General features: G+C 59.1%; 23 protein-coding genes, 1 tRNA gene and 3 pseudogenes. 13 read left to right on the top strand and 14 right to left on the bottom strand.

Annotation, left to right across the window (positions count from 1 at the left end; all coding sequences use genetic code 11):
* Window positions 1–13 precede the first annotated feature (13 nt).
* From thiD to G8767_RS10445, 3 genes are all read right to left on the bottom strand, one after another.
* On the bottom strand, window positions 14–814 hold the full coding sequence (gene thiD, locus G8767_RS10455; protein ID WP_166810124.1) for a bifunctional hydroxymethylpyrimidine kinase/phosphomethylpyrimidine kinase: 801 nt from the start codon (window positions 812–814) through the stop codon (window positions 14–16).
* 93 nt (window positions 815–907) lie between these two features.
* Window positions 908–1522: a class F sortase gene (locus tag G8767_RS10450; protein WP_346842976.1), complete on the bottom strand. Its 615-nt coding sequence runs from the start codon at window positions 1520–1522 to the stop codon at window positions 908–910.
* Complete coding sequence (locus G8767_RS10445; protein WP_166810123.1) at window positions 1519–2262, bottom strand: hypothetical protein; 744 nt, start codon at window positions 2260–2262, stop codon at window positions 1519–1521. The genes G8767_RS10450 and G8767_RS10445 overlap by 4 nt, the downstream gene beginning before the upstream one ends.
* Window positions 2263–2616: 354 nt before the next feature.
* On the opposite strand from G8767_RS10445, the gene G8767_RS10440 reads away from it, so the two are divergent.
* Window positions 2617–3060 (top strand): hypothetical protein, encoded by a 444-nt coding sequence (locus tag G8767_RS10440; protein ID WP_166810122.1) that lies wholly within the window; start codon window positions 2617–2619, stop codon window positions 3058–3060.
* A 21-nt stretch (window positions 3061–3081) separates the two neighbouring features.
* Entirely contained in the window at window positions 3082–3903 is an 822-nt protein-coding gene (locus tag G8767_RS10435; protein WP_166810121.1) for a class II glutamine amidotransferase, read from the top strand.
* 83 nt (window positions 3904–3986) lie between these two features.
* Here G8767_RS10435 and G8767_RS10430 read toward each other — a convergent pair whose 3' ends face one another.
* The gene (locus G8767_RS10430; RefSeq protein WP_277346874.1) at window positions 3987–4202 is read right to left on the bottom strand and encodes a QsdR family transcriptional regulator; all 216 of its coding nucleotides are present in this window, start codon (window positions 4200–4202) and stop codon (window positions 3987–3989) included.
* A gap of 574 nt (window positions 4203–4776) precedes the next feature.
* Between G8767_RS10430 and G8767_RS10425 the strand changes: the two genes are divergently transcribed.
* The 3 genes and pseudogenes from G8767_RS10425 (at window position 4777) to G8767_RS10415 (ending at window position 6977) form a co-directional block, all read left to right on the top strand.
* Window positions 4777–5421 carry a hypothetical protein gene (locus G8767_RS10425; protein ID WP_166810119.1) on the top strand — a complete coding sequence of 215 codons (645 nt, stop codon included), beginning with the start codon at window positions 4777–4779 and terminating at the stop codon, window positions 5419–5421.
* A 128-nt stretch (window positions 5422–5549) separates the two neighbouring features.
* Window positions 5550–6336: pseudogene (gene istB / locus G8767_RS10420) on the top strand (IS21-like element helper ATPase IstB).
* A 185-nt stretch (window positions 6337–6521) separates the two neighbouring features.
* The gene (locus G8767_RS10415) at window positions 6522–6977 is read left to right on the top strand and encodes a hypothetical protein (RefSeq protein WP_166810118.1); all 456 of its coding nucleotides are present in this window, start codon (window positions 6522–6524) and stop codon (window positions 6975–6977) included.
* A 1501-nt stretch (window positions 6978–8478) separates the two neighbouring features.
* Here the strand turns inward: G8767_RS10415 and G8767_RS10410 are convergent.
* Window positions 8479–8673, bottom strand: coding sequence for a hypothetical protein (locus G8767_RS10410; protein WP_166810117.1), 195 nt, complete (start codon window positions 8671–8673; stop codon window positions 8479–8481).
* 150 nt (window positions 8674–8823) lie between these two features.
* On the opposite strand from G8767_RS10410, the pseudogene G8767_RS35770 reads away from it, so the two are divergent.
* Both G8767_RS35770 and G8767_RS10385 read left to right on the top strand, forming a co-directional pair.
* Window positions 8824–10075 (top strand): annotated as a pseudogene (locus G8767_RS35770) (IS3 family transposase).
* Between the two features lie 126 nt (window positions 10076–10201).
* Window positions 10202–10555 carry a hypothetical protein gene (locus tag G8767_RS10385; RefSeq protein WP_166810112.1) on the top strand — a complete coding sequence of 118 codons (354 nt, stop codon included), beginning with the start codon at window positions 10202–10204 and terminating at the stop codon, window positions 10553–10555.
* A gap of 245 nt (window positions 10556–10800) precedes the next feature.
* Here the strand turns inward: G8767_RS10385 and G8767_RS10380 are convergent, their stop codons facing one another.
* The 3 genes from G8767_RS10380 to G8767_RS10370 form a co-directional block, all read right to left on the bottom strand.
* Window positions 10801–12240, bottom strand: a complete 1440-nt coding sequence (locus tag G8767_RS10380; RefSeq protein ID WP_166810111.1) for a hypothetical protein — start codon at window positions 12238–12240, stop codon at window positions 10801–10803.
* Window positions 12241–12310: 70 nt separating this feature from the next.
* The gene (locus G8767_RS10375) at window positions 12311–14422 is read right to left on the bottom strand and encodes an ATP-binding protein (RefSeq protein ID WP_166810110.1); all 2112 of its coding nucleotides are present in this window, start codon (window positions 14420–14422) and stop codon (window positions 12311–12313) included.
* A complete protein-coding gene (locus tag G8767_RS10370; protein WP_166810109.1) occupies window positions 14419–15114 on the bottom strand; it encodes a hypothetical protein in 696 nt (231 codons plus the stop codon). The genes G8767_RS10375 and G8767_RS10370 overlap by 4 nt, the downstream gene beginning before the upstream one ends.
* Window positions 15115–15701: 587 nt before the next feature.
* Here G8767_RS10370 and G8767_RS35765 point away from each other — a divergent pair.
* The 3 genes and pseudogenes from G8767_RS35765 to G8767_RS10360 all read left to right on the top strand — a co-directional run.
* Window positions 15702–15821, top strand: a pseudogene (locus G8767_RS35765) (acyl-CoA thioesterase); the annotation flags it as partial.
* Window positions 15822–16077: 256 nt separating this feature from the next.
* Window positions 16078–16551: a hypothetical protein gene (locus tag G8767_RS10365; protein ID WP_166810108.1), complete on the top strand. Its 474-nt coding sequence runs from the start codon at window positions 16078–16080 to the stop codon at window positions 16549–16551.
* 54 nt (window positions 16552–16605) lie between these two features.
* Complete coding sequence (locus G8767_RS10360) at window positions 16606–16920, top strand: hypothetical protein (protein ID WP_166810107.1); 315 nt, start codon at window positions 16606–16608, stop codon at window positions 16918–16920.
* Between the two features lie 375 nt (window positions 16921–17295).
* Here the strand turns inward: G8767_RS10360 and G8767_RS10355 are convergent, their stop codons facing one another.
* Both G8767_RS10355 and G8767_RS35525 read right to left on the bottom strand, forming a co-directional pair.
* Window positions 17296–17478, bottom strand: coding sequence for a hypothetical protein (locus tag G8767_RS10355; RefSeq protein ID WP_166810106.1), 183 nt, complete (start codon window positions 17476–17478; stop codon window positions 17296–17298).
* An 868-nt stretch (window positions 17479–18346) separates the two neighbouring features.
* Window positions 18347–18514 (bottom strand): hypothetical protein, encoded by a 168-nt coding sequence (locus G8767_RS35525; protein ID WP_206029198.1) that lies wholly within the window; start codon window positions 18512–18514, stop codon window positions 18347–18349.
* A gap of 453 nt (window positions 18515–18967) precedes the next feature.
* Between G8767_RS35525 and G8767_RS35760 the strand changes: the two genes are divergently transcribed.
* Together G8767_RS35760 and G8767_RS10345 are read left to right on the top strand one after the other, a co-directional pair.
* Window positions 18968–19354 carry a hypothetical protein gene (locus tag G8767_RS35760; protein ID WP_240952151.1) on the top strand — a complete coding sequence of 129 codons (387 nt, stop codon included), beginning with the start codon at window positions 18968–18970 and terminating at the stop codon, window positions 19352–19354.
* Window positions 19355–19974: 620 nt separating this feature from the next.
* Window positions 19975–21264: a hypothetical protein gene (locus tag G8767_RS10345; RefSeq protein WP_166810105.1), complete on the top strand. Its 1290-nt coding sequence runs from the start codon at window positions 19975–19977 to the stop codon at window positions 21262–21264.
* 168 nt (window positions 21265–21432) lie between these two features.
* Here the strand turns inward: G8767_RS10345 and G8767_RS35755 are convergent, their stop codons facing one another.
* The 3 genes from G8767_RS35755 to G8767_RS35745 are packed head-to-tail and all read right to left on the bottom strand — an operon-like array spanning window position 21433 to window position 22341.
* A complete protein-coding gene (locus G8767_RS35755; RefSeq protein WP_240952148.1) occupies window positions 21433–21744 on the bottom strand; it encodes a hypothetical protein in 312 nt (103 codons plus the stop codon).
* A complete protein-coding gene (locus G8767_RS35750) occupies window positions 21720–22130 on the bottom strand; it encodes a hypothetical protein (protein ID WP_240952146.1) in 411 nt (136 codons plus the stop codon). The genes G8767_RS35755 and G8767_RS35750 overlap by 25 nt, the downstream gene beginning before the upstream one ends.
* A gap of 28 nt (window positions 22131–22158) precedes the next feature.
* Complete coding sequence (locus tag G8767_RS35745; RefSeq protein ID WP_240952144.1) at window positions 22159–22341, bottom strand: hypothetical protein; 183 nt, start codon at window positions 22339–22341, stop codon at window positions 22159–22161.
* Between the two features lie 945 nt (window positions 22342–23286).
* On the opposite strand from G8767_RS35745, the gene G8767_RS35520 reads away from it, so the two are divergent.
* Entirely contained in the window at window positions 23287–23448 is a 162-nt protein-coding gene (locus tag G8767_RS35520; protein ID WP_206029197.1) for a hypothetical protein, read from the top strand.
* A gap of 60 nt (window positions 23449–23508) precedes the next feature.
* Here the strand turns inward: G8767_RS35520 and G8767_RS10320 are convergent.
* A tRNA-Pro gene (locus G8767_RS10320) sits at window positions 23509–23582 on the bottom strand.
* Window positions 23583–23600 lie beyond the last annotated feature (18 nt).

Below are 23600 nucleotides of genomic sequence, written 5' to 3'. Positions count from 1 at the left end.
AGCCGCAGTGCGCCTATCCCTTGAAAGCGCCCTGCCAGACGGTGTCGAACGGCGTGTGCGCCGAGACTCGGCCTTCGATGCCCGCCGTGACGAACTTCTTTGCCAGGGCGACGGCTTCGCCCACGTCGGCGCCCTTCGCCAGCTCCGCGGTCACTGCGGCGGCCAGCGTGCAACCGGCACCCGAGACGCGCTCTTCACCGACCTTGGGGGCGGAGAGAACCGTCACGTCGGTCCCGTCGAACAACACGTCGACAGCGTCGCCACCGGCGAGTTCGACACCACCCTTTGCGAGCACGTACTTGGGCCCGAGGTCATGGATACGACGTGCGGCCTCGATGAGGTCGTCCACGCTTTCGATGCTGTCCATTCCGGCGAGGGTGCGTGCCTCGAACAGGTTGGGTGTGACGACGGTGGCGAGCGGAAGAATCGAATCACGAAGTGCTGTATCGGTATCGAGAGCCGCGCCGGGCTCCTGGCCCTTGCAGATCAGGACCGGGTCGAGGACGACGTGGCGCCAGGACTGCCGACGCAATCCCTCTGCCACAACCTCGATCGTGGCAGGCGTGCCCAACATGCCGATCTTGACGACGTCCAGATCGTGAGCTGCCGTGGCAGCCTCGATCTGATCAGCGATCACGTCAGGGGCGATCGGCACGAAGCGGTGACCCCAGTTGTTCTTGGGATCGAACGAAACGATGCACGTGGTGGTCGCTACGCCGTAGACCTCCAATGCCTGAAACGTCTTCAGGTCGACCTGCAGGCCGGCACCGCCAGTCGCTTCGGACCCAGCGATGACATAGGCGAGGTCAACCACAGCACAATCTCCTTCTTCGGACTTTCGAAACGTGCGTGGATGGCCACGAACGCGGGGCCCAGTTTATCAACCGATCCGACGTCCGGTTTTCGCCTATGCAGGCACCGGAGTTCCCCACGCGACGTCGTTGTCCTCGTAACCGAAGGGTGGACCGACGAACTCGCCACCACAGGTGATCAGCGCGAGGGTTTCCGGTCCGTCGAGGCTGTTCAATCGCTCGACCGGCAGCTCGCCGTCCTTGCCGTAGTGATCGACCGCATCGATACGGTAGTTCCAGGCCTGTCCCCCGGTGCCCGTCACGGTCACGATCGAGCCGATTTCCAGTGTCGAGAACTTCGTTCCAAATCCGTCACCCTGATAGATGTCATTGATGTGTCCGGTGATCACCACGGTGCCCGCGCCGGAGCCGGGAAAGGCCGAGTCCGCCCACCACCCGATCTCACTGACATCCTCGGGAGGAATGAGCGAGCCGTCTGTCGTCGTCTTGATCGACAGAATGTCAGCCGTGCTGTCGACTATACGAAGCGTGGTCGGGACATCCGGACCGTCGACCGCAGCGCGAACCTCGGGCGGCAGATCTTGTTGGCCGGTCGCGAGGACACGGGTCGGAGATTCACCGTCGTCAGAACATCCCCCGGTCAGGAGCGCGGCCACCACTACTGCAGCGGCCCATGTTCGACGGACCGTGGATCGAGGTGCCGCTGTCACGGGCGAGAAGTCGGGCCGGACGGGACCTGGGAAATCGGTACTCGGTTTCCGACGTCACGGCCGGGAAGGGCGTCACCGAAATCCCCACCGGAACCGTTGTCACCGCTGCCGTTTCCGCCACCGCTTCCACCGCCTCCATTCCCGCCGCCTCCATTCCCACCAGGGCCGGGGCCGGGGCCGGGGCATTCACCTGCTGGTTCGGTGGAGTCGCCTGCCAAGACGATCTTGACTGCCGAGAGGTTGACTGTCTGGTTCTGTGCCACTTGTCCAGGAGTTGTGACGTCGGATGCGAGCTTGGCGCGAACTGGAATGACCGAGCCGTCGTCGGCATCGGTGACCGTGGATCCTGAGCGACCAAGATCTTGAGTCATCGTCATCCTGGAGAGCAAATCCTGATCTCCGGTCAAGCCGGCGCCGTCGATCCGAAGGGTCCCTCGGACTGGACTACCGTGCGCTCTGATCGTCACCGACGCGCGAAACTCGAGAACATCTCCCGGTACGGTCCGCCACGCTTCGATCGAGGTGATCTTCGTTCCGGGCGAACCAGTCGAGATGTCGTACCAGCCGTCGATCACTGCCGGATCGAGTGACATCGAGTTGTCGTTGATTTCCGAATTGCATCGGTGGGTGAGCGCGACGGAATCCGCCGATCCCACCGCGGGGAGCGCCGTCGACACAACAGTCGCCAGAACGAAGGCCGTCGCGGTGACGACCGCGGAACGCCTACCGAAGATTGTCATTCTCTCGCTACTCTTTTCCGCGGACCGCAGCTTCCGGTCAATTCAGCCAAAATACCAGTACAGCTGGACAAATAGGTCACATTTCGCGCCGAAATTTTCTCGTTTTCTGTGAACCTCGGTAACGAGCAATTCCTCCGCACACACATTCCGGCAAGGGGTACATCGCATCAACAGTGCCCAGAAGTTACATTTCGCCCGCACGCAGGCGCAGAACACTCTGATTTCTCACCGAAGCGGGCAGGCATTGTCGTTTCGAGACGGTCACCAGGTGGAACAACCATCGGTACAGCGTGCCGGGCACGTGTCCGGTCGCCCCACCGAATCAGTCGCCCCACCGAATCAAGGGAACCCGTCATGTCGGATACAACGTCAGTCAAGCAAGGATTCGCGGTAGGAACATCGATCGGGGCAGCAGTCATCCTGGCGACAGTCGGTATCGTGCAGTTCTTCCAAGGTCTCGCTGCCGTCGCCGAAAACGAAGTGTTCGTGGTCGGGATCGACTACGTCTATCAATTCGACCTGACGACGTGGGGGTGGATCCACCTCGTGCTGGGCGCGCTCGTCGCTCTCGTCGGTCTCGCACTGTTCACCGGAACGGCGTGGGCGCGGGTATCGGCGGTCGTGATCTGTGCCATCTCGATCATCGCGAACTTCTTGTGGCTGCCGTATTACCCCTGGTGGTCGACTCTCATCATCGCGCTGAACATCGTCGTGATCTGGGCTGTGTCGACATGGAAGCCCGCCCAACCGACGCACGCCGCTGCGCATGCACCGTCAACGCCGACTCGATCTGTTTGAGTTGAAAGCATGTGTAGGTGGATGGCGTATTCGGGAGAGCCGATACTGGCCCATGACTTGCTGTTCCGGCCACAGCACTCGCTGATCGACCAGAGCCTGCATTCTCAACTCGGGGCAACGACGACGAATGGTGACGGCTTCGGAATCGGTTGGTACGGGGAAGGGCCCCAACCTGCCTTGTTCAAGAGCATCGAACCGGCATGGAACGACTCGAACCTGCGCGAGGTCACCTCTCAACTTCGCACTCCACTTCTGTTCGCCCACGTCCGCGCCTCGACGGGAACTGCGGTGCAGCGCAGCAACTGCCACCCATTTCGGCACGGCAATTGGATGTGGATGCACAACGGTTCACTACGCGGATTCCACGACATGAAAAGGGAATTGGTGACCGCAGTTGATCCGTCGCTCTTCCCGGATCTCGAAGGATCGACGGACTCGGAAACCTTGTTCTTCCTCGCGCTGACGTTCGGCCTGACCGACGATCCGTTCGAAGGTGTCGCGAGGGCAGTCGGATTTGTCGAGCACACGGCTCGCTCGCAGGGAATCGACAATCCGGTCCAGATGACCGTTGCCACGTCGAATGGCACCTCCACCTGGATCTTTCGCTATTCGAGCGAGAACCGGTCAAGGTCGCTGTTCTTCTCCACCGAGATGTCCACGCTACGCAAGCTCCATCCTGAGGTGGATGCCCTTCACCATCTAGGTGAGGAGACCCGCATCGTCGTCTCCGAACCGCTGCGCGACCTTCCCGGAGCATGGAACGAGGTTCCCGAATCCGCCGCAGGCGTCATACGCCCCGGGCGGGACGATATGCGGCACTTCGCGCCGATCCCCCCAGCGTGATGTCGCCAGAAGCGGACATAGCTGCGAAATAGCCTGCCCTCGAAGCGCTTTCACGACGCTCGACTAACGGAAAACCCGGAACACTAGTCTCTCGAGAGGATGAGCCGAAACGCCTGGCGAGCCTTCTCCGCATCCGGAGTGCCACCGGTGAGCAGATCGTTGTAGATGAACGACTCCCCCACGCGAACCAGCAGATAGGCCATGTCCTCAACGGGCAGATCGGGTCGAATCTGCTCCGGTATTTCGGCTTCGATCAGCCGCCGCACGGATTCGACCATCGTCCCCTGAACCGGCCCCAACCCCGTTGTAAGACCCGGTACGACGTCGGCGTCGGACCCGGAGTCGCCAAGGGATCAGCAATGTCCAACGCCCGGGACGCACGGAGCACGAGGACCGGAAATAGACAGAGCCCTAACGCTAGTACCACACACCCACAACAACCGCTCCGGGGACGAATCTTCCAAGGACGGCTGGAAATCGCTCGCACCGCCATCTGCGCAACCGACTCGTTGGCCACCAAACCAGCGACATCGGATCCGCGCAACGGTGGGCGAATCGCCGGAGCAGTCGTAGTCGCCCCAGCAGTTGTGAGGCCGGAGGTGTCGGAGTCGGCGCCTGCCACAGTCGAGGTACCGGCATCGTCAGCGCATCCCGCAACAAGACTCGCGAAGGTGGCCGATGTGAGGATTGACTTCGCGCCAGCCTTCCGGCGGGCGTCGGCCTACTACTTCGGGGGTCGTCGCACACATCTTGCGGTCGGCGTTCACGCTTTTGAGGCTCGAGCTCGTAGGCGATCCAGCCCGCTGAGAAGCTCGATACCGCGCTGGGACAACGCCTGCTCACAGCGGCCCGGGAAATGACTAACATCGTGAGATGAGCTACGATTTCTGGCTTTTTCCCGCCGAGCACTGCCAAACCGCCGCAGCCGCCCGTGCCTTCGCACTGGCCCAGGACGAGGCCGACGAACCGGCGACATCGATTGCCTCCAGCCTTGCCGCGGACATCAGCGCAGTCAACGCAGATCTGACAGAAGAACAGGGATTCTTGTCGGTCACTTCATTGAGTGGAACCGGCGCCGCGGTGTTTGTTCCATCTCCGTGGCGACGCATACAGGATGCTCGCGATGTGATGGTGCCTCGAGCATTCGCCGCCGACTACGGCATGTATGACCCACAGCTCGACATAGTGCTCAGTCCGCGTAGGTCGGTCGCCGGAAAAGTCTCGACCTCTCGCGAAGGGACCTTTCCCACGATCGCTCCAGATTTGATCGACCACTTCGTTGGAGCAATGAAAGTAGACGATTTCGTCGTCGTCGAAACCAGTGACGAGGTCTACATACAAACCACGCGCGTTGATATCAAAGCCTTCGCCGTTGAGCACCGAGCAGGATCTGCAGACCAGCATTTCGGTACCGAAGTGGTAGCGGCGCCGGAGGTCGTCGGCATGATGAAAGCGTGGCTGGCGAGTGGCGATGTCGCGATCACCGATCAACACTCGTGGACCAAAACTGCCCTGTAACAAAAAGTCCCGAATCGAGCACGGCCGATGCCGATTGCCGCCGGCGAAGACCGGTTGATGCGAGACCTGGGCGACTACGATCGAGCCTTTGGAGTCGAATTCCCCTGTACTGCATCGTGTAACGATGAATGGGTGCCGTTGAGCCACTCAAGGACCTCAAGCACTGCGCCCAAGTAATGAAGACGCCGCGCATTCGGGAACCGACAGCACGGCTAGCCGAGCAGGCCCGAAGCGACGGATGGAGCCACAAGCACTCCCTTGCCGCCGTACTGTCGAGAGAGGTCACGGCCAGGGAATCGTCCGGCACGCAGAACCGGATCCGATGAGCCGGATTCCCGACACGAAAATCATTGGAGAAGTTCAACTTCGACTATCAACCGTCACTCATTCCAGAGATGGTGGCGTATCTGGGAACTGGAGTCTTCTTGACGCAGGCACCCAATGTGACGCTTCTGGGGCCACCGGCACCGGCAAAACGCATCTGGCGACCGGGCTGGGAATCAAAGCGGCCCAGGCCCGACATCGCGTTTCATTCGCTACCGCCGCCGATTGGGTGACCAGACTCAAAACCGCACACGCCGGAGGAAAGCTACCTGCAGAGTAGGCGCGACTACGGCAAATAAAGTTGATCATCGTCGACGAAGACGGCCACATCCCGTTCGAACAGGACTCCGCGAACCTGCTTTTCCAGTTCGGGGTCGTCTCGTTATGAGCACGCCTCACTGATTCTGACATCGAATCCGCCGTTCGGCCGGTGGGGCGACGTGTTCGACGATCAGGCAGTCGCCGCCGCGATGATCGACCGAATTTTCCATCACGGAAGAAGTTTCGACATTGAAAGGCACGAGTTACCGACTCACAAACACCGGGGTCGACACGGCGCCGTCCGTGAAAGCAGACAACGCGGCACAATGAACACATCGGCGTGGTCAAGATTCCGTCCGTCTGAAATGGACCAGGTTTCGACTGTGGTTCACAAATCCCAGGTCAAAAGCACAAAGCGCGCACCGGGAACCCACCGCCACTCCCGAGTACAGGGCGCGATGCCCCTTAGGACGTTTAACGGTGGCACCGGGGCAGCGCACTGTTACAACTAACAGATGAGGAGTTACGCCAATCGTCATCGCACACTGATCGTGTTCACCGTGATGGTTGTCGTACTGGGCTCGTTGTGGTGGACGAGAACGATCGCCTTTACCCGATCGCTAGCCATTGCCTTCAGTTCCGAACCTCACGTATCCCTTCCGCGCGGCGGCCCCGCAGACATCACTCCCACAATCGTCGCCAGCTTCCCGTTCTCCGAAGAGACGGTAAGCGTCGTCGCGGACAGAATCGTCAACACCCACGGCGGCAACACATCCGACTACGAATCAACCCTCACCATCACCGACACAATTGATTTCGCCGGAGAAGTCGTGACAGCACGCGGACGAACACCGCTGGCCACCCAACGGATGCCGAACTACGGCGCACAAGCACTGAGCGAGCTGATCAACGAAGCCACCTTCGCACAGACAGGCCAAGCCAACGTTTCCTTCATGGTGTTCGCCCTCTAGATCGCCGCTGCCCGTCAGCCGAGCGCGCAGCTCACCGACATCCACCACAAACCGGGGACGTGTCATCACCCCAGTTCAACGCCACAAAACGAGCACTCAGCCACGCGCAAGTCGGATACCCGCTCACCGTGATGTCGTTGCGGCCGACCGATTGAACACAGACGATCTCCTAACATCCATCAAAGCTGGCCGGACTTGGATCTCAGCCACAGCCTCCATCGACCCGTCGTTCACAGCAAACTATTTACGATCAGTGCGCACCGATCGGCGACGAGATCGTCACGCACGGCAAATCGGCCACGGTTCAGACCACCGTGCAGGGCGTACCGTTCGGCACCCTCACCATTCACACCGATGCAGGACCGATTCACTCAGAATCGTTTCCCAGCAGCGGAACCTGCGAAGTGTCGCGTCTTGTCCCGCCAACTTCTACGTTCGTCCGCGCAGAAGTGCGCGGCCGAACCGGTCACATGGCCACGCTCAGCAACCCAATTACCCTGAGAGGCAGGAAAACCCTGACGAACCACGATTCAAGCGAAAGCCGACGCGCTATTCAACGCGGCCCGCGACCACTCCAACTGCCGCCGCGACAAAGGGCGCCGCAAACAAGTAGAACGTCAGGTTCGCGCCTGCCCAGGGCAACATCAGTGTGGGGTCAGCCCTCACACCCCATCCTAAACATACCGATTGAACTTTTTTTGGAAGGTGTTGCCTCCTGCAGCATTCTCGGTAGTTGTCGTCAGAGTTACCCTCCTGAGCTTGTCGACACTGCGGAGTCGGCGAGCGTGTAGGTCCGACACAACAGCATCCCTCTCCGGGTTGTCACAACGACAAGAGCATTGTTCTCGCCCGTGCACGGGCGACGAGCAGATGTTGGCGCGTGTGACGATGAGGGAAGTCTCACTACGAACATATTTCAAAATGCTGCGATCTGGGACCTTCCGTGCTGCAATTCTTTTCTGGAAACTACACAGCAGGCCACTCCAAGGAAGTGTCGCGGTGTCAGTAGTAGCGCTGTTCGGCGCTATCTAACCTTCTCCGAGTTGAACACGAATAGGTGGGAACGTACCGCGTTTCCGAACCAAAAATTCAACTGTTGAAGGAGATCATCGTGATCCCGAAAACCATCAGCAGGTCGACACTTACCGTCGCGAGCAACGTCCCACTCAACGCGCAAATCGCATACCGGGCCGGTACCCCTCCCATGCAGAAGTGAGCACTGTGCTTGCACGAGCCCGGAGACCACCGACCGCGCACGTTCAGCACGTTCGGCACTGGCGCTCACGGAGACCGCTGCCATAACGATGATGAGTACCGAGTAAGTCAGGAAAGCGAGCCCGAGGACGATCCCGACCAGCAATAGCAGGTCGGGAGGAATGAAGGAAAGAAGGTCGGAAGAAACCGACATGTCGACTCCACTTGTCTGGTGACGAAGCGGGGCCCGGCGTGTTTTTACACGCTCGCCAGACCCGCAGTTGACGCGAAGGTCGAACTGCGGGTGTCAGGTCCTCGGGTGACCTGCGGGGAAGGACGCGATTAGTTTGCCGGATGATTTTCCGAAGCCATTCCTGGCATAGAGCAGCAGTTGAATGTACGTGCCGGCAAGTCTCGCCGATGCGATCTTGTTCCGCTTGTCGAACAGAAGAAGGGCGAGTCCGCGGATCGGCTCCGAGTCGTCGTCCAGAGTGGGCGCCATTCGAGTGCACGACTTGCTGCAAGGTCCAGTGCCGAGATATAGGTGGGTGTCGGTGGCTCGAGAACTCGTAACTGTTCGAATAGACGCACAGGCTCGAACTGAATCACTCCGGCGAGTCCGGAGACTTCATCCTTTGGGAAAGATGGCGTCATGTCGTCAGCAACGAACAAAAGGTACCCGCCCGAACTGCGTGAGCGGGCGGTGCGGATGGTCGCAGAAGTCCAACACGAGTACCCATCCGAGTGGGCCGCGGTCGAAGCCGTCGCCGACAAACTCGGCATCGGAACAACGCAGACGCTGCTCAACTGGATCCGGAGAGCGCAAACCGACGCCGGCCAGCGGCCCGGTGTGACGAGCGAAATGGCGGCGGAGATGCGCAAGCTCCGAGCCGAAAACCGGGAATTCAAGCGCGCCAACGAAATCCTGAAGTTGGCATCGGTTTTCTTCGCAGCGGAGCTCGACCGCAACAACAAGTGATCATCGACTTCATCAACCGATACAAGAGCAAGTACGGCGTCGAGCCGATGTGCAGGGTGCTCAGCGAGCACGGCAGCTCAATTGCGCTGTCCACATACCACGAAGCCCGCAACCGTCCTGCGTCTCGGCGGACCGCGCGCGAGAAGAGCTGAAGATCGAGGTCAGCCGCGTGCATGCCGAGAACTATTCGGTCTACGGCGCCCGCAAGGTGTGGCTTCAGCTGAGGTGAGAGGGTATCGAGGTAGCGCGGTGCACGGGTCGAACGGTTGATGGGTGTCCTCGGGCTCGAGCGTGCACGTCGAGGCAAGAAGAAACGGACCACCATCGCAGATCCACAAGGTCGTCGTACGGAGGATCTGGTGCAGCGAAAGTTCAACCCCGCTTACACCAAATGTGTTGTGGGTAGCTGACTTTAATAACGTTTCGACATGGTCGGGTTGGGTGTATGTCGCGTTCGTGATCGATGCGTATTCTCGCCGAATCCTCGGATGGAGGACTGCGTTGACGATGACGACACCGCTGGTACTCGATGCGACGAGCACGCGATCTGGACCCGCTGCCGAGAAGAAATTGCGGATTTGTCGGGGCTCATTCACCACAACGACCGCGGATCACAATATACGTCATTGCGTCCACTAACAAGCTCATTGAGGTTGGTATCGATGCCTCGATCGGGGCTACCGGGTCGAGCTACGACAACGCTCTCGCCGAGACGATCAACGGGCTCTACAAGACCGAGTTGATCAAACCGCGCGGGCCGTGGCGAACGGTCGAGCATGTGGAAATCGCGGCGTTGGAGTGGATGGACTGGTTCAACCACCGACGCCTCTACGAGCATTGTGGCGATGTTCCTCCGGCCGAACTCGAGGCGTTCTACTACGGTGAACACAGAACTACGCGAATCGCGGAGTTCTCAAATCAGTAAGTCTCCGGACTCGCCGGTGCGATTCAAATTTGGTTCTGACCGAGTGGTCGGCCGTCGCCCACGCCCTTGCGATTATTTCGATGCGGATGGTTTCGTACGACTGCCGGGGACCTGAACGAGAATTATGTGGCGAGGCTCGGGGTCGCCTTCGATGACAAACTTCGTGTGTTCGATGAGCTTCGACAAATGCGGCGCGCCGCCTGTCGGATCGAAGGCCTTGTGCCTGAGTGCAACGAGGAAGCCGATACGGATGTCGTTGCCCTGGTAGGCGGCGGCTTGTTTCAAGTAGGCCGTCTTGTCTTTCATGGGGACTCTGGTGTGGTCGACCTTCATCTCGATGTTGATCGCGAATCCGTCGAATTTGAGTCTCAGATCAACGCGCCCTCCCCCGATATGGGAGACCTCATACTCGGCATGGGATCCGAGGTTGCCGACCAAGTAATCATTGAGATCTTCATGGATTGCAGCTTCGTTCGCTGACCTATCGAACAGGTACTTATAATGACCTGACTCACCGCTGGTCCGGCTAACTACGAAGTTCAGAACAAGGAGGAGGACCTCGTCTACTACCCGGACGACATCGCCTTTGTAATCGGGGCTTTCAATGAGTGCTGCACGAACTTTCTCGAAGACTTCGGCTGAGACGATATTGAGGTGGCTGCGACCCTTTGCAACGTGGTCGAGCCCTTCAGCTAGAGCTTCGATTGCTGAAGGCGTAAGCCGGTTTAGGATTGCTTCATCCGGAGATCCAGATGGAAAGAGCCGACTAAGGGGTGGGGGAGCGGCTCGGATGGGGCGCCGCCGTTGCCTTTTCCCAGACCTGTGCCATCCTTCGCGATTTGACGGGCGGTTTGGATGAGCAGTCGCGCGGCACCGAGCTGTTCGACGAGCTCGGTGCCGGGTTCAGATTCGACACGCTCCCTGAGGGCAGCTGCATGGTCTTCGAGGTTACTCAGCAGGCCAGCTTTCGCTGCAAAACCAGACTCAATGACTGGTTGGACCAGATCATGTACGCCAGCGGTATCGGAGTCTCGTTGGTGGAGCGTATAGGAACGGGTTCCGAGATAAATGCGCAGGAGATCGTCCACGATGACTTCTGCTTTATAGAAGGCATCCTTCTCGAACTCGATCCGCAGTCGGCCGAGATCTCTGAACAGGTGCGACCAAGCGAGGATGGCCGCGCGTTTGCTGTCGCCATACCAATGATTGAGTCCACTGCCAGTGACATTGAAGGCGTGAGCCTGCGCGGCGAGTTCCTTTAGCGCGTCTGCGGTCAAGTGAGTGCTATCAAGCGCTGCTGTCGGTGTACCAGCGACGATGGCGCTGGCCAGTTCGCCGAGAGCTTCGATGACTGTCCGGAGAACACGTGCGTCATCGCGGCCGTAAGTGTCGGACGCGACAGTGAGGTAGTGGGCCGCGGTTTCGAGATGCGGTGTCATCTGTTCGATTGATTCGGCACGCAGGGTCCGTAGGACTCCGATATTGGCGAGTACCCACGTGGCATCAGATTCGACGGCTGCTGCAAAAGCCAAGTCGCCGTTGGGAACGGAGTCGAGGCCGGCCAGCTTCCTCGGAATGTCGCCGAGGATGTCGGCTTCTGGCCAACGGTCTACGACAGTGCTGATCGATCGGATGACAGCGGTTGCCATCGAGGTCACGGTCGGAGCAGTGAAGCGTTGGAGAAGCGCGAGGAGGGCGAAGTGGGAGCCATATCCGGCGATGGTGACGCGGGTTAGAGCTTCGAGTGCGTCCGCAGCACGAAGGTCTGCGCGGCCGTCGCGTTCCTCGCTAGCGAGGAACTCCTGTACCGGCGTCTGGAGCGTTGTTGCGAGACGTTCGCCGGTGGCACGGAGTGTGCCCGGCGATCGTAGGAGCGGATCGATGCTGTCCCGAAACAACGTGGGATGCGTTGTTGCCGTAGCCGAGTCGGCCACGGCAACAAGTGCTTGCGTAGTGATTTCGTCAGGTTCAGGGCCTGCATCACGCGCGACAAGGTTCGCGAGCAGAGGGAGGGTGCCCTCTTCTTGCAGAGTGCTGGCCTCGGTGAAGATCCGCTCCCACCCGCCGAGGGTCCTGAGGGCGTCCTTGGAGAAAGGGCCCCCTCGGGCTTCTTGTGCCAGTCGCCGAATGTCGTCGGCAAGCGTCGTCTCATCAGGTGCGCTCACTTGACCGCCTTTCTTGAGTGGGACAAGCGCTGATGGTTCCCGGTGGCACCTACAATTCAGCGATCTGATGTCACCACACGTAATCGTCGCCCTCGGCGATGATGCGGTTGCGTTCGGGGAGAAGGTCCATCAGCGGCCCCGAATTTCGGGTGGCTACGACAATCTGCATCGGCGCTTCCTCCGCGACGGCGATGAGCGCTTCGACCATAGTCGCGAGGTCTTCTTCAGGCATTTCTTCTGATGAAGGGGAATCGAGGAGGAGTAACCCAGGGTGACGTCCGATGTTCTCAGCGTATCCGTGTTTGATCAGTGCAATGACTGTCGCGATCTTGACTCGGAGCTTTTCTCCCTCGGTCAGGTCACCGTACTTGGCCGGGTCACCGCCTTTGCGGAGGCTCATGTTCGCGGCGCCGTCGAGCTTGATATGGCTCAGGCTATCGCCGCCGAAACCAATGGTGAGTCGCTCGATGTCACTCGAAATCTTGAGAAGCAGAGGGTCTTGGCTATTTTTAACCCACTGTGCAAGGACTTTCTCAGCAGCTTGCGCGACCGCCAGATGAAGTGGCTCGACTGGATTAGCATCGATGGGCGTTACCGGCTGCGCCAGTGCCTCGGCAGCGCCTTCTGCGCGTGCAAGCGCCAAATCGAGAGTCCTGCGTTCCTCGGCGGCCTTTGCCAGGTCTGCGGCCGCTTCGGATTCAGTGAACGCCACATCGCGTTCCTTGGTCTTCGTGTCGATCTGATCTCGAAGGCCGGCCATGACGACCTCCACGTTCGCCAAGGCTTCTTCGAGTGCTTCGACCTCGCTGCGCGGTCCAGGTTCGTCGTCGCCTTGGTAATCGGTTACAGAATTGGCCGTGTCGAGGGAATCAAGATTCAGGTCGTTGGTGCAAACGGAGCACTTGTGTTCCTCAGGTTCGGCAGCACGACGCTCTGGAGTGACCTGCGCGGTGCAACGAGGACACACAGTTGGTTCCATCTGGTGGAAAAATTTGGTCAGGAGCGCGTGTTCGAACTCAGTATGGTCGCGAGCTTTCGCGGCTTTTAGTTGTTGCCTGACGGTTTCGGCTGACATAGCGCGAGCTATTAATTCGCTGTCCAGGGTATGGATCTCGCGGGAGAGATTGCTGGCTTTAACACTCGACTGCCTCATATTTGCGATGTCGGGAGTGTCAGACGGCAACGCCGCGATTTTAACCTTCACTTCGTCGACGGATTTTTGAGCCGCCACCCGCGATAGTTCTACGGCGTCGGTAGCGACCATTGCCTTGTCAGTTGCCGACTTATGCTCTGCAGCAAGGGTACCGGCGACGGTGGAGGCTGTGGCAAGAACTGGCACCCAGTCGGTCCCGATGAACATTTGCATCAGGCGGATACTGAGGGTCGATTCCTTCCCGATGATGGACTTCAAATACTTGGGTCGCACCCAGAACGCGTTCACATACGACGCCCACTTGTGCGTTGCTGGTGTGCCTGCCTGAGATACGGTAAACGCTTCGAGACGTAGCCGGTTCATCATGACCGAATTCATGGCGTCAGCGAACGAGTCGTCATCGAAGGCCGCCAAAGCGGTTCCCTCTGTCCCGTCGCTGTTTACAGAAATGACGGTCCCGCGAGCGACCACGCCGCGTTCGGCATCGAACGAGACACGGAGCTCCTCTTCCCCGACCTTCCAATCGACCTCGACGTGCTCAATCCAGCGGCGGATATCGGGAGAGAACTCCGAGAATCGTCCAGTCAACGACCACAACAGCACGTTCATCACAGTCGACTTGCCACGAAGGTTGCGTCCGGAACCGACCCCGTTGACTCCGGGCTGCGGCTCCCACTCGAATTCGAACGGAACTGGTACCCGGATTATCTCCTCGTCGGTCGCCTCTGGATCGAGGCTCTGACCGGCTTCGTTCCTTTCACCGACTACCGTTAGTGCGTCATGAACCTCTTCATCCTCGACGACTTCAGGTTCGAAACCCTGGGCGTCGGGATGGTCTGGCGCCAGGCGCTTGGTCCCACTGAACAGCACCCGGGTCGCGCGGAGTGAAACCGGCACCCCTTTGGACGCCGAGGCAGGGATTCCCAACGTGGCCAAAATGGTGTCGACGTCAGCAGGAATCAGGACGAGAGCTCGACCCTTTTGTCGCCGCCCTAGAACCTTGACAATCTCTTCAGCTAGGGCACTCACGACCCGCCTCCCGTGGAACTTGTTCCGAAGTCTTGACTGGACAATTTTGCGAGCCGGACACGTACATAGTCCGTAATCGGCGCGATATCGAGACCAAGCTCTGTACCTGCGTACGTAGCCTGCTCGTATTGCCGTTCCTTCAGCTTGTCGCCCACAGTGTCTTTCGCGAGCAAAGCGACGAGTTCAACCTGCTTGGCATACCAGTTCAGGACTGGATCCTTCGCAAGCTCTGCAACTGCGTTCGCGCCATCGGCCGTCAAGTAGAGCCGATTCCTGTAGCTCTTCGAGCCAGGCTCACCGGTACGGCGGAACGTCGCCAACCCATAGGTCTCAAGCAACGCGACCGCGTCGTCAATCGCCTCATAGGCTCCGTAGAACCAGCGCGGCATCGGGTACCAATGCAAGTCGGGTTCTGGATCGTCCAAGAGATGACGCGCAACGTCGAGGAAGGAGTCGCTCAGATCGCCGGCCGCGATCTGGCTGATGAGCTCATCGGCCAAATAGTCCGGATTCCGCATCCAAAAGTCCATCGCCTGAAGGCGGAGTTCGCTCCGAATGGCTTTCACTGAACCGTCCGGGTCGGAATCTGTTACCGCCTCACCGCATTTATCCAATAGAACTAGAATTCTTATGGCGTGCTGGGTCCGGGTCGCCGAAGGACGGCCGCCGTCACCTACTGGATCTGCGTCCATCAGACTCCTCACCCACCTCACCAAACAGAAGAATCGCCATCCCCCTTTCTGATGGCTCTGACCGCAACAAACATATCCCACGATCTAAATAGCCAGCGCACGGGAACGTACTCGACATTCGGATCTAAAGAAAGCGGACGTGGAGGCCGCAACCAGGTTCTTTCGCGCCTCAATCATCAGGGTCGCCCAGCACGGGTGCTGATCATCGACACGCTTGCCAGCTTCCAGGTCGCGCACCGCATCACACTGTCGACAACTGAGCACCGGCAGAACAATTAATTGAACAATCCAAACGAGGACTCGCACCAACCTACTCGCGGCGAGAACGCGCAATGAAAGCCTTCCGCACCTCGGCGCAGACAACGATTCCTGGACTCGACCAGCCGACTGCATTCAGCAAGCAGAACGGCAACGCTACGCCATCGGAGGCACCGCAGCCGTCCTGAACAACAACGAGACCCTGCACGTCGGTGACTACACCTGCACAGTCCACGAGGATACGGTCAGTTGCTCCGATACCGCCGGCAGCGAATTCACCGTCTCACCGACCTCTGCCACCGTGACCTGAAACGAGCCCCACCACCAAGCTCGCCGTCACGATGCGCGCCGAGAAGCTCCGCACCGTCGACATCACCCTCCTCTACGAGGTGCGGTCCACACTCGCCGCACCGGACTCGAAACCCGCCATCACCGCCACCACCCAACTCGCGTTCGCCGACCCCCGACGCCGGCCCGCTGCGACGCCTCTCCGTCGACGAGCGGGTCGCGTTCGCAGCGTGGACCACAGCAAACTGACCCTCGGCAGGCTCGACGTCGGTGTCAGTGGGACTGCAGGGCGAATACAAGGCCGTCGACCAGTCAATGCCAAAAACTATCCTGCGAAACACATTCGGCTCCAAGCAGGTTACTCTTCACTGATGACCGAAACTATTGTTGCGGACCTAGACCACATCATCGACTTCCATGTCGATTTCGATGCACTCGCAAAAAACTAACCATGAACATGAGTTCGTCCGCATCTCCTTTGAATTGCTCAAAGAAGCCGCGCAACTCGTAACGCTGACGGCAGCAGCCGTGACGACTGAAACTGAACAAGGGGTAGAGCGCAACGAAGCTATCCTCTCTGGCCATATAGTCCGCATTGTCAAGCTTTCTCGGCCGATGATCCGGTGCGTGTTGGACGAGCATGGTGGCATGGAACAGATGCACTTGATGCCGCAGTTCCCGGATTCGGTCTCCATCCTGAATTATCTGCTTGACGATCCAGGCGACACGTCGCGATTCGACAGCTATGTCTTCGACAGCCTGGTCGCTGAGGTTCAGACGTTAGTGACAATCGAAAACCAGGTCAAAGCTGACGGAAACCGGGCGCTCGATCCTGTGGAGTTACGAGTGATTTCTTTCCATCCATACGTCTTTCGCCGCGGCTGTTGTTGAGCGCCAAGACCTTCCATCACGGGTAACATAAAATAGCCAAATGCAGAGCGTCGGATGATCCTCATATCCCCTACGGCCTACGTGATGTATCGACTGGCATCAAGCAGCATCCATGGATCGTGGCACGAGTTAGAGCGCAATCATCTTCAGCGCAAAGATGGCAAGTTCTTCCCGAACTACGATTCCGGGGACATCTACGCGCAACCGCTCTTCACCATGGCACTGTTCGGTGCTCACATGAGTCACGTCTACTTGTCTGCTCTTCGCCCAGAAGCTTTCGAAGTTCTCGGTCCAAGGTTGGCCGCGCTGATCACGAAGGCGACGAGGTCGTTCGATCTCCACGAGGATTTCAAACAGGCCAACGGATAGCAGGCCGTCCCTGCGTTGTGACCGGGGCGTCGCAGTCTGGACTGATCCAGGAGACGAGATTGAGCTAACCGCCGTTGTCGTCCGTACACCTGCGTTCGGCCGTGGGTCGTACCCGCGCGCTGGCATCCTCGCGCAGTATCGCTCGAACGCCGTTGATCGATTGGTTAGGCGACTTTGAGGCGATTTCATTTGCCAGCGTGAGACGAACTCCTCTGTCTGGGTCGCGACTAAGAAATTCTCCGAGGGCTTGATCGGGCAGAGTACTGCGCGCCCATAAGGTAGCCGTAGCCTTCCTTAATTCTGGCCAGTGCTGACCTCCAGTTCGTTAACGAGTGCAATCGCGTCAAGCTGTACAGCAGTGCGTGCCCTAACTATCTAGACGTACTGGATAGACGATTCTGCACGGACCTCTGCCCGGAGACGCGTCAGGACCTTATCCTTCTGCTCGATCGATTCGGATGCGACCGCGGCGGTGTACAGCAGTTCAGCTTCGAAGGTGGTACCTCCATCGGAGAACTTGAATCGCGCCATCGGATCGTTGCAATTCGCGCGTCCCATGAGATCGACTTTGCCAACTTCTGGAGCATCGAACAGTTCGGTACTTACGCCAAAGATCGCTCCACGTTGTTTGCGCGAGCAGGCGCGGAATCATCTCCCCAACAAGCACATCGAGGTAATCGTCCTAGACATAGGCCAGCCTGAGCCCGTTTCCTCGACCGATCATTAACATCGACGTGGGCAGTGCCCACGTCGATGCAGCCAGTTAAGGTCCAAAGTGAGTGGGCGACTACGAGGCGGCTGTCTCTCGACCGTCATTCCAAAGGTCGAGACCACAGCGCGAAACTTGCTGCGCGATCTCGACGGGGACATCCATCGTGTCCAGGCCTTTAGGGAACCCGAAGACCATCCGGGCATGTACGCGTTGTTGACGGAGCTTGGAAAGCTTGCCACAGATGAGGACCGGGCTTGGTTATTCCGGTGCCTGCTGCTCCGAGTCACACCCGGAAACGGTGCAACTTTATTCTTCAACGTCAACGACGAGCGAAAACTGGTGCTGGCCCAATTTTTGTGATCGATTTCGAATACGTCGTTTGCTGAGGAGTATTCGTTTGCGGAGCAGGTCGAATCCGGCGCGCCCGTACATTTGCCGTTTGAGCATCTTGATAGTTACGTGGAATCTGAATCGTCAAGGACATTCTCGTCTGCTCTGGTTCACAGAAACGGTCGGAAGCAAGGGACGCGGCCAGAGTCGGCATCGCCGCCGCAATCGATAGACAATTTCCCACAAGTGCAGTCCGGGAGGCAAAGCAGTCTCTGAGTCACATAGGTCGCAGCGGCGATACCGATCCGGTCACCCGGCCCCGGCCAGCCGCCATCAACACTTACAGGCAGTCCCGGGGTTTCTTGACGTGCTGGAGAACGGTTGTCAGATCCCGTTGGTCCACTCGTGATCAGGCTTGTTGCCCACTACAAAATGTTCGTCACCACAAATGGCACAGTCATCATCGTCATCATCTGAGGTGAAGTGTCCATGTGGATCCAGTACATCGGCGTCAGCCTCTTCGCCACAAACGGAACAAGATTCACTAGCCATGGTTCTCCTTCGGCAGTATGGGTTTAATTCGTCACGCACGAGTTGCTTCGAGCGCGCCCTTGCAGGCTATTCTAGGCCCCAAGCAGTCTGAACCGTCCGAGGTTTCAGCCGCCCCTATACGGGCTGCAACTCGCGGTTGAGGGCACCGTATTGGCTCAGCCACCGCGCCGGCGAGTACGACCTCGGCCGAGCCGAAAAACCTGGCCAGTATGGCGCGTTCTTCCTCGAACTGCTTGACGCACTGAGTGGGGAACCACTCGATGTAGGCCAGCGGGTTGGACTTCTGTCACCGAGGTCCAGGTAGCAACTTTCAGCAGCTTTGAAGGCAGCGTCGGCGATATAGCTGCTCGATGGTGGATCCGAGGAGTTGCGAGATCTGCGCTTCTCTGCTGTCTCGTCGAGGAAGGTCACGCACGACTACTTTCGGCCGGCTCGCCGGTGGTGGCGCTTGCGGTGCCCAAGCACCGGGTCCGCACCCCGATCCACCGCGTCGTGCAGATCCTCAAGCGAAACAGAGACATCTACTTCGCCATCTACCTCGACGACCGGCCACCCTCCAGCCTCATCACGCCCCTCACCTGTCAGGCATACGAGGGCGAAACAGACCTCGTCGACGCGACCAAGAAAGCAGTACAGCGAATCCCCGAATCTTCCTCCGATATAGAGGAACTCCACCACCTGTCCAGCGCGCTCCGGGAAATCCTGCAGCTCAGCCGAAGCCAGCTGTTCGAGCATCAATCCTTGATCCCGCTGCCCACCAAATACTTTCGGCGACTGACCACACACGAATCGGAGATCCGGCGGAATGTACTGGGCGTTCACGGCCAACCAGCCTGTTAGGCTCGGCCTCTCACCTGGGGCCTCCCAATCCGGCTGGCCAGGAGTGGCCGGATACCAGAACTCTGTTGGGTCCGGCAGCACCTCGGACGAGGCATCCAAGCTCCTTCGGGCTCTACCTCGCTGACCCCACCGCTTGGCGACGAACCCCGATGAGCAGGTCGACACTGCCTCATTGGTGTTCGTCGCCGTGTCCAACGCCGCTGGGAACGCCGCCGCTCAAACGGCAAAAGCGGTCGACGACAGCAGCACCGCACGGCCGCTGCGATCTAGCCGTCCCCTAGCCTCATCGCCAGCACTTCAGCCGGGTAGAGATTTGGTTAGGCGACTTGACGAAAGCCCACCGATGAGGTTGCGAAGGCCGTTAAACTCAGCCACTCAACTAGCGGCGTAGTCCTGCAGCCGTCCATGGGAGATCACAAATGAACACAGAGACAGGCCCCTTTTTGTGGCCAAGTACGCCCGGCGATCCGTTTCATGAACCGTTCGATCTAAACTCGTATGTCCAGTCGTGTGTGAGTCCGACACCGGCAGAGGGTGATTCAGCAGCTGGACTTCAAGCTCGGATCGAGCAAGTCTATGCGGAAGGCCGAGTCGCAAACTCGCTTGATCTTCGCTACCGAATGGCAGAAGTACTGCTCGCAGATCCGCCGGACAACGATTACGACGCAATCCGCAACTGGGTTGAAATCGCGCGGAATGCGACCTACTTGGGACGCTTCGACGACGCTTCGAGGGCGCATGCGGCGGCAATCCATTTGATGCGGCGCACGACCGTACCGAAGGTGGCGTATGTACCCCGACAAGTTGCAGCCAGTAGTGCGATCGCTTTCGCAACGGGTCAGTATGGCCGGGGATCGGAACTGTTGCGCCTCGCAGAGCGGGAGATGATCGGTGCTCAAGGCGGCGATCAGATCGTGGCAGCGGCGCACACAGCAGTCCTGTATGCGCGAGAAATCGAAGATCTTGCTCGGCCGTCGACCGTGCCTTCGACCGATTCTCAAGCAGGGAATGTGCAGGTTGCGACCTATATGTACGAACTCGGTGCAGGTCTCCTGACGTGTAAAGCGCCAGACGAATCTCGAATCGAACCCTCAGATGTTTTCGTTCGGGCAGGTCAGATTTTCGCGGCCCTCGGCCAACTCGGCATGTCGGAACGATGCTACGGAGCGGCGGGAAACTTCCTGCTGGAAAACGGTCGTAGGCGACAGGCCCACATGGCGTACTTACAGTCAGCGCTTATGGGAGAACGACACTCGCCCGGCCCCAAATACACAACAAGATACTGGGCAGCACGTGCAGCGCTCAGCTTGGAAGATAGGCAGCTGTTCGATGACGTCACCAACGCCATCCCCGTCGCGTCGATCGACGACCCTCACTATTTCGTCATGTTCGTGTTCTTGGAGTCGGAAATGATTCGGATCGTCGACAAGGACATGGTGCGCGCAGCGCAGTACGTCGACGACCATCTCCCCCGCGCGCTGGAACTCACCGGGTACCGTTCGGCTCCAGACGATATGCCGAATACGACTTCGTACGAACGCGCCACGATTCCGTACCTGGGTGCACTCTTCGCCAATCGTCTTCCCTTGGTCACCGCAACCGAATCCAGTCGAATCGCAGACGCCGTAACCGCTGCGAGACTGTATGCCAGGGGAATACGGGACGACCATCTCGATCAATTCGTCTCCGATGGTGGAGGTCACGAGCGAAACTTGGAAGTACTTTTCAAAGATTTAGCGCGATACACCTATTCCGGTGCAGCCGTCCTCGTGGCGCGTGACCAGGCACTCGATTACGTCAAGGGAGAACTGCAGGATGCAGCGCTAGAACAGTTCTCCGACATGGCCACGACAGCAGCGAATGGTGCCTACGATTTCGCCGTCAATCTGATCAGTGGGCTAGGCAACTAGGTATCCGCGACGTCAAGCGAGCAACTCGTGCCGGAATACCTGTCTTCCTGCCGCTCTTCGGTTCCCGGGGTCCCGCGGCATGCAGTGGGGCAGACTCCTGCATCGGTTCGGTCGCTTTCTCGATTGCGCTTCCGCCACTGCTTCCGCCACTGCTTCCGCCAATCCAATTCATGTCGTCGACGTGCCGCGCCTGAACGCCTGGGCTAGGGCGATCCCTAAGTCGTAGTCGTCGACGTACACCCCAGTTCCGGACGTATAGATCCCGCCGATCCGGTCGGAGTCATAGGCCATAAACACCACGTCGGGCCGTCCACCGTTGAATCGGCCAAACTGTTGGTAGCCCCAACTGTCGGGTGCGTAGTCGTCGTTCCAGGCCAGATGTGCGCCGGGAACGAATCCGGCGTCCGCACAGAGCGTCGGCAGGACGGTATCGAAGCAGTCCAGACGAAAACCTCCTAGCCGCGTGGCCTGGCGGAGCATCGACTGCACGGCCTTCGGATGTGCACAGTCCTTGTGCCCGAATGCGGAGACATTTCGTCGTCTTTAGTTGCGACGCCGGCTTTTCCGTCGTCGCTGACCAAGAGTCGCATCTGCCGGTACTCGGCTTCGTCGTAGACGTGGACCGAGGAGGCGTGCGAATTCTTGTGGGCGAGCTCGAGCATTTGCTCGCGGTAGACCCCGGCGTCGGCAGGAGCCAGTTCGTAGAGCGTGGGAGCGGACAGTCCGCGCACGGCGAAGTCTGCGCGTTCGTCAGCGGGAAGTGTATGGTCGGTGACCGGTTGGATCTGGTGGCCACCTATCAAAAGCCGAGGGCTTCGGCATCCTCGATCCCCCAGTCCGGAAAGCGTGACGGGTGTGATGCGCACGCAGTGGGCTCGGCCGCCTCGGCGGCGATCAGTGAGAGCACGTCGTGTCCGTCGCGGGGTGGATGCTGACGCGGTCGGCGAGGCTGCCGCCGACGTCGGCGACGTCGACGCAGACTGTGGTTGCGGCGCCGCGGTGTTCGGCGATGATCGCGTTGAGCCCTACCGCGAGTGGGGTTTCGCCGACGCCGCCCGTCGGGTTGGCGATGGTCACGATCGAGAACCCCGGGAGGGGGGCCGGTGATGGACGCGATGGCGGCGCGTTGGCGCATTTCGGCGGACTCGGGGTTCGGGGCGATTCGGAGGTTGAGGACGGTGTTAAGTCGAGTCTGTAAATAATCTATTCAGAAGTTGCCTACCGCCAATGCGGCAGTTGGTCCTGGCAGTTAGACCGCCGCGTTGTCACGACCATCGCCGACAACACATTCAACAGCCGCCACGCTAGAGCAAAGGACGAGTTGGGTGTGACGTTTCTATTGGAATCGTTTCCAGGCTTAGTAGGTCTGCGATACGCAGACAACTTGGGGGCTCAACTGGGCGGCGAGGTGGAACGCCCGTAGCAGGCGGCGGTCGTATCGGCTCTGCCGCCACAGGTTTCCGCTCACCCGACCCGAAACAGGAGGTTTCGGCGCCAGACCCGCGATGCGCGCCAATCGATCTGGGTTCCGAACGCAGTGAGATCACCACCAGTGACAGCGGGGACTTCCGCTCCGCGCACCGGACTGAAGCCGGCCATCGACTCGATCACCGTCGTATGTCCTCCAGCGTCTGATGACCGGACAGCAAGATCAACGTCGCCTTGACATTGGTGAGGTCCAACGCCCGATTCCATCGCCGGGAGATAGGAGAAAAATGGTCAAACGGTGGATAAGCGCCCTAGAAATACTCGGTTTATCGGCCAGTCGACATTACGAATTTAGCAAGCTCTTGTGCTCGTGCTGCTAACCTTCCGCACATGCCGGTTTCGGCGAATATTCGCGAGCGCCTTCGGTCTCACTTGGATCCAGATGACGAGATCCGGTACGTATTTCCGGCTGACGTTCTGATGAGCGCGAAACCGAGTGTGTTTGTCGTGGTGAGCCGAAAGGCCATCACAGTGTTCTCGACAAGCTTTCGTTCGAGAAAAGTGCCGAGGTCGATCCTTACCCAGTTTCCGAGAATGACCGTTCTCGGCCCGGTCGATACTGCGTCAACGCCACACTTCACTGCGGCGGGCATAACGTACGAGATCGACGAAGAATATGTTGCAGTCGTGAATGCTGCCGACGCGGAGATCACGTCGCCACAGGACTTCCCGCGTGATCCGTTGCCGAACCTCTGAGGCACAAACAAAAAGGCAGTTTCTCATTTCTGAGAAACTGCCTTTTTGATCTAACTTCGGTCGGGCTGACAGGATTTGAACCTGCGACCACTTGACCCCCAGTCAAGTGCGCTACCAAGCTGCGCCACAGCCCGTCCCACGCCCTTGTTTCG

Origin of the sequence: Rhodococcus sp. IC4_135 (assembly GCF_011602025.1) — a bacterium.
In the GTDB taxonomy this organism is placed as follows: Bacteria; Actinomycetota; Actinomycetes; order Mycobacteriales; family Mycobacteriaceae; genus Rhodococcus_F; species Rhodococcus_F baikonurensis.
The sequence above is the reverse complement of the archived record's forward strand: the minus strand, read 5'-3'. Positions and strand labels throughout refer to the sequence as shown.